At 59.7% G+C, this 3,870-nt stretch carries 4 protein-coding genes; all 4 read right to left on the bottom strand.

Annotated features, from left to right (window positions below):
- Positions 1–39: 39 nt before the first annotated feature.
- Positions 40–528, bottom strand: a complete 489-nt coding sequence (locus CAPSK01_RS00140) for a GNAT family N-acetyltransferase (protein ID WP_034920785.1) — start codon at positions 526–528, stop codon at positions 40–42.
- Positions 529–625: 97 nt separating this feature from the next.
- Positions 626–1,384, bottom strand: coding sequence for a hypothetical protein (locus tag CAPSK01_RS21240; RefSeq protein WP_273702779.1), 759 nt, complete (start codon positions 1,382–1,384; stop codon positions 626–628).
- A gap of 501 nt (positions 1,385–1,885) precedes the next feature.
- Positions 1,886–2,260, bottom strand: coding sequence for a transposase (locus CAPSK01_RS00130; RefSeq protein ID WP_034920783.1), 375 nt, complete (start codon positions 2,258–2,260; stop codon positions 1,886–1,888).
- Between the two features lie 209 nt (positions 2,261–2,469).
- Positions 2,470–3,870, bottom strand: a 1,401-nt coding sequence (locus tag CAPSK01_RS00125; RefSeq protein WP_034920797.1) for an FAD-dependent oxidoreductase, incomplete at its 5' end; no start/stop codon positions are given.

The following is a 3,870-nucleotide window of genomic DNA, read 5'->3' as shown; positions in this document are numbered from 1 at the left end:
CGGATCAGATCGTGGCTTCGCACGATCTATCCTTATTCGTTAGGCGGCACTGACGACATATGCCATGTACCTGACGGAGAACGGAAGGTGTTCGAACTGCTTTAGTTCGCCCGCCACAAACCCAAAGGTCTGATACCAGCGCTGCAACGCCACGTGCTCACCGATGACGCCAATGCTGACAGACTGGACGCCGTGTTGACGAGCGAGTTGCAGTACAAACTCGGTGAGAGCAGCGCCTATCCCTTGGCGGCGATGCGTTGGAAGCACGGCCAGCCGGTTGAGGTATGCAATGTGAGGGCTTGGGTACTCGGTCGCAACGCAGCCGACGGGTCCAGCTTCCAGTTCAGCGATGAAGTAGAGCTCGCCCCTCGCGATGTCACTTTCAATCCACCCGGCCTCACAGAAGGAAGGGTGCTTCGGGCAGTTCTCACGGTTCAGGCCGAACAGTGCGGCAACGTCCTTGTTGGACTCTGAGATGAGATTGGCAAGGATAGCGGAGTCATTGACAGTGGCTGGACGGATGTGCATAGGAGTGGGGTGTTCGTGCCGCCTAACGTCTGAATTCACCGGCGCTGCGCGGCTTCATCGCGCAGCGTCCGGTGGAATGATGGGTTAGAGCGCAGATTCATTTTGCGTGCAGAAGTGCAAGAAACTCCCTCGCCCCCTCAATGGAATATGCTTTTCCATCCGCACCATCGATAGTTCCTAGGAAGCCAAGCAGGGGGACAGTACGCTTATCGGTCTTGGAGATCGGGAACTCCCCGATCTGCACGTTTTCGTGGACAAGTACCACAGATAGTTGTCGGGTCTCCATTTCAAACCCGGTAAAGATTCCGCGAGCGTAAGTGAACTCGGGAGAGTCGTTGTCAATGATGGTCTTTGTTTTCGTCCGTTTGACGTTCCGATGATTGGCTGACTTTTCGTCGGCAACCCAAAACTCGGTGACGATACCGTTTGAATAGACCCGGCGAGTGGCTTCAATGAAAAGCGTTGCAACATCGACAGCATCTTCAACCTCGGCAAGCTGTGGGCTATGAAATTCGTGTTCCAGGAGGTTTCGCAGGCGAACAATTTTCTTGACTATTCGCGGCGCTACCAGACCGAGGGCCGCGATCTTCTCAAGTTTGGTGGGAAACTGCTTGGGAACGGACAATCCGAACCCTTGAAGGGTATTGGTCACCTGACAATCGATTGCTCGTTTGGCATTCGACAGAGCATTCACCAAACCATGATTTCCGCCAGTTGATAGATCGGCCTCGGCATATCGGAGATAGTCAGGTGGCGTTACCGGCGTAACGTACTTGAGTGCCTCGATACCTTTGATGTCCAACGTTGGCTGTGCCCATTGGGGCACGTAGGTCGAGATGTACTCAATTTCGTCCATGGCGGAGGCGATCTGCGCTCTAACGTGAAGTGGACATCCTACTTGACGATTTACTTTGCGTCATTATACTGTATTCATGAACAGGTATAGGTAAATTTCCAACCCAAACAAGGAGGTGCCCAATGGACACGTTCACTAAAAGTTCGGGCAATTGCGTCAATGCCGGCGGCGCTGCTCGACCCCCCAGGTGGCTGTTTGAACAGCTCAGCGACCGCATTTATGCCAAGCACTATAGCGTAGCGCGGCCGATGGCTGCAACCCAAAAAGGCGTCGCCTCACGTTGCCGGCGGATTGAATTTTCGAGGACAATATCCTCAACCCTGCGTAGGAGGTAGACCACCGAATGGCAATGGAGGCGACATGAATATTTTCCTCGAAAGGCACCAGGAGTCAGAAGCTTAGACATACCCGGATCGCGCCGACCGTGATTTCGCTGGCGACGGTCAATGACAAATAAGAAAAGGCGATGTTCGGATACGGCCTGGAGCCAAGCGACGCGAGTCAACACAACAAACTGGTCTCCGTCGCCAGAATCAGGCGGGCGCGCGACCCAATATGGTCGGGCTGAAGCCTCTCGCACCACACCGCCCGCGCCGGCAGTCCCCTCAGAAATCTTGCCACGGCAATGACCGAGCGCAGCCGAACTGTCCGCACCTTGCCGTACAAGGGCAGTTCCATGACGGTGGCCGGCAGGGCCTCAAGCATGGCCGCATCAATCCGCGGACCATACTTGCATTTCGGTCCACGACGTTTTGGCGCCGCTTCTGGCGGCAGATACAAGGCTGTACCCCGCCGTATCTGTCCGATGATTCGCACGCCCTGCGCGATCAAAGGCAGCATCAGACTCCGGCGGATGAACCAGGCATCGATCAGCAAGCGCATCTCCTTGACGTGCCTCCCTGACCGAATCGATCAGCTGACGCGCTATCCACAGTTTGCCGCGTTGGCCCGATTCCGGCCGGAAACACCCGTAGCACCCGTTGCAGCAAACGGATGGAGAGTTTCCCGACCGATACGGGTGCCTGCTCGATTGAAAAACCGAAAACTGTGCCGCGTGAAGTATGGGGGGGCGAATGCGGACGGGTTTACACCTTTTGCCGGGTTGCCTGCCCGAGCAAATCCCGCGTCACCGCTTCGGCGACCCGGATCCCGTCGACGCCGGCCGAGAGGATGCCGCCGGCGTAACCGGCGCCTTCGCCTGCCGGATAGAGACCCTTGACGTTCAGGCTCTGGCAATCGTCGCCGCGGGTGATGCGCAGCGGCGAAGAGGTGCGCGTCTCGACGCCGGTGAGTACCGCGTCCGGCATCGCAAAGCCGCGAATCTGACGGTCGAAGACGGGTAAGGCTTCGCGCAGGGCGGCGATGGCGTAGTCGGGCAAGGCGCTAGCGAGACTGGTCAGACGCACGCCGGGCTGATACGAGGGCAGCACCGTTCCAAGCTGCGTCGACGGGCGGCCAGCAAGAAAATCGCCGACGAGCTGTCCGGGCGCCTCATAGGTGCCGCCGCCGAGCTCGAATGCGTGCGCTTCGAGTTGCCGCTGCAGTGCGATGCCGGCCAGCGGTCCGCCGGGGTAGTCGAGCGGGGTGATGCCGACGACGATGCCGGCATTGGCGTTGCGCTCGTTGCGCGAATACTGGCTCATGCCGTTGGTGACCACGCCGTTCGCTTCGGAAGTGGCGGCGACCACGGTGCCGCCGGGACACATGCAGAAACTGTAAACGCTGCGGCCGTTGCGGCAATGATGCACCAGCTTGTAGTCGGCGGCACCGAGCAGCGGGTTGCCGGCGTAGGGCCCGAAACGCGCCTGGTCGATCAGCGCTTGCGGGTGTTCGATGCGAAAGCCGATCGAGAAGGGCTTGGCCTCCATGAACACGCCGGCGGCGTGCAACATCGCGAAGGTGTCGCGGGCGCTGTGGCCGAGCGCCAGGATCACGTGGTCGGTGCGCAGTTCCTCGCCGCTCGCCAGGGTCACGCCACGCACTCGACCGTGTTCGATGTGCAGGCCGCTGACGCGCTGCTGAAAACGGATCTCGCCGCCGAGCTGTTCGATCTCGCGGCGCATCTGTTCGACCATGCCGACCAGCCGGAAGGTACCGATGTGCGGTTTGCTGACGTAGAGAATCTCCGCCGGGGCACCGGCCTTGACGAATTCCATCAACACCTTGCGCCCGTAGTGCCTGGGGTCCTTGATCTGGCTGTAGAGCTTGCCGTCGGAAAAGGTGCCGGCGCCGCCTTCGCCGAACTGCACGTTCGATTCCGGGTTGAGCTGCTTCTTCCGCCACAGTCTCCAGGTATCCTGGGTACGCTCGCGCACTGCCTTGCCACGCTCGAGAACGATCGGCCGGAATCCGCTCTGCGCCAGGATCAGGGCGGCAAAGATGCCGGCCGGGCCGAAACCGACGACGATCGGTCGCGTCGTGAGCTGCGCCGGCGCCTGCCCGACGAAGTGGTAGCGCATGTCCGGTGTCGGCTGCACCTGCCGGTC

The organism is Candidatus Accumulibacter vicinus (assembly GCF_000584955.1).
Taxonomy (GTDB): Bacteria; Pseudomonadota; Gammaproteobacteria; order Burkholderiales; family Rhodocyclaceae; genus Accumulibacter; species Accumulibacter vicinus.
The sequence above is the reverse complement of the archived record's forward strand: the minus strand, read 5'-3'. Positions and strand labels throughout refer to the sequence as shown.

Bases quoted from the DNA above. Each gene is read 5' to 3' on its own strand.
- CAPSK01_RS00140 (WP_034920785.1), bottom strand. From the start codon at position 528: ATGCACATCCGTCCAGCCACTGTCAATGACTCCGCTATCCTTGCCAAT.
- CAPSK01_RS21240 (WP_273702779.1), bottom strand. From the start codon at position 1,384: ATGGACGAAATTGAGTACATCTCGACCTACGTGCCCCAATGGGCACAG.